Origin of the sequence: Collinsella sp. TF06-26 (assembly GCF_002232035.1) — a bacterium.
GTDB lineage: Bacteria > Actinomycetota > Coriobacteriia > Coriobacteriales > Coriobacteriaceae > Collinsella.
Genome location: NZ_NKXR01000032.1, coordinates 1 through 1,657 on the forward strand (window position 1 = coordinate 1; position 1,657 = coordinate 1,657).

Genomic DNA, 1,657 nt, shown 5'->3' on the forward strand with positions numbered 1-1,657 from the left:
AGGGCGGAGGCGGGGCATTCCCCGCCTCTTACACCACATCTCTGCGCGCCACCCTATACCTTGGTTACCGCTGAGTTTGTCGGCCTTAACAAGGACTCCGAGTCGGGCGTGTACGCCTGGGTCAAGACCTCGATGGGCGGCCGCTGGGCATTCCTGACGGCGTTTAGCTACTGGTTCGTTAACCTGTTCTATTTTGCGTCCGTCCTGCCCAACGTCATCATCTACGCGAGCTACGTGTTCTTTGGTGCCAATGCCGAGCTCTCGCAGCTGTGGATCACCATTATCGAGATCGTCGTCTTTGCTATTGCCACGTGGGTGTCGACTAAGGGTGCTAAGTGGATCGGCTCCATTTCCTCCTTCGGCTCGACCGCGGCTCTCGGCCTGACTGCCGTGTTCATCTTGCTGTCCCTGGCTGCTGCCTTTGGCGGCGTCGAGTTCGCTACGGCTCCTACCCCCGCTAACATGGCTCCCGACACGACCAACTTCGCAACTATGTGGGGCTTCTTCGGTACGCTTGCCTGGATCATCCAGGGCGTTGGCGGCGCTGAGTCCGTCGGCGTGTTCCTTAACGACCTTAAGGGCGGCGTCAAGGCCTTCGTGCGCACCGTCGTTATCGCCGGCCTGACCATCGGCCTTCTGTATGCAGGCGCTTCGCTGCTGGTCAACCTGTTCATTCCCGAGGGCGGCGTTGCCATCTCCACCGGTATCTTCGACGTATTCGGCGCTGCCTTTGCCCACTTTGGCATTCCCATGGAAGTGTCTACGCGCGTCATTGGCCTGATCCTTCTTGCCGCTACGCTGGGCTCCCTCATGATGTGGACCTCCGCTCCCATCAAGGTTTTCTTCACCGAGATCCCCAAGGGTGTCTTTGGTAGCAAGATCGTCGAGCTCAACGAGCATGGTATTCCCGCCCGCGCTGCCTGGCTGCAGTTCGCCATCGTCGTCCCCATCCTGGTCATCCCGGCCCTGGGCTCCGGCAACCTCGACGACCTGCTCATGATCGTCACCAACATGACGGCTGCCACCGCTCTGCTCCCGCCGCTGCTGATTTTGCTTGCCTACTTTATGCTGCGCAAAAACTTCGACGCCGCTCCCCGTGACTTCCGTATGGGTTCGCGCACCTTCGGTCTGGTCATTGCTGCCTTCCTGCTTGTGGTCTTCTGCTTCGTGCTTATCTGCGGCACCATTCCGCTCGATCAGCCGCTGTGGCTGACGCTGGTCTACAACGTTGGCGGCGTGGTTGTCTTCTTGGGCCTTGCCGTGATGTGGTACAACCGCTACATCAACCGCCTGCGCGAGACCGATCCCGAGGCCGCCGAGAACGAGCTGCGCCCCTCCGTCCTCGACATGATGGAGTAGCAGCTAGAATTAATCTACGTCTGTGGAATAAATCGATTCCTTTTCCTAAGGAGGGGCCTTACGAGGCCCCTCCTTTTGTGTTTTGGGGCATGGTTTTGGACCCCGTGGTCAAAAAATGCCAAATATGAGTACTGTTGCAAAAGAGGTGTCATATTTTTCGGCCTGTTCTGAGCGAAAATGGGCTCAAAATCAATTTATCTAACCCCCTTTAAAGGGCGTTTGACGGCTTTCAACCTCTTCGAATCGGTGGCGCGCAGAGATGTGGTGTAAGAGGCGGGGAATGCCCCGCCTCCGCCCT

At 58.1% G+C, this 1,657-nt stretch carries 1 protein-coding gene; it reads left to right on the forward strand.

The window, feature by feature from the left end; genetic code table 11:
- The coding region (locus tag CHY22_RS09800; protein WP_143759233.1) for an amino acid permease at nt 1-1,359 on the forward strand (1,359 nt) is incomplete at its 5' end.
- Between the last annotated feature and the right edge of the window lie 298 nt (nt 1,360-1,657).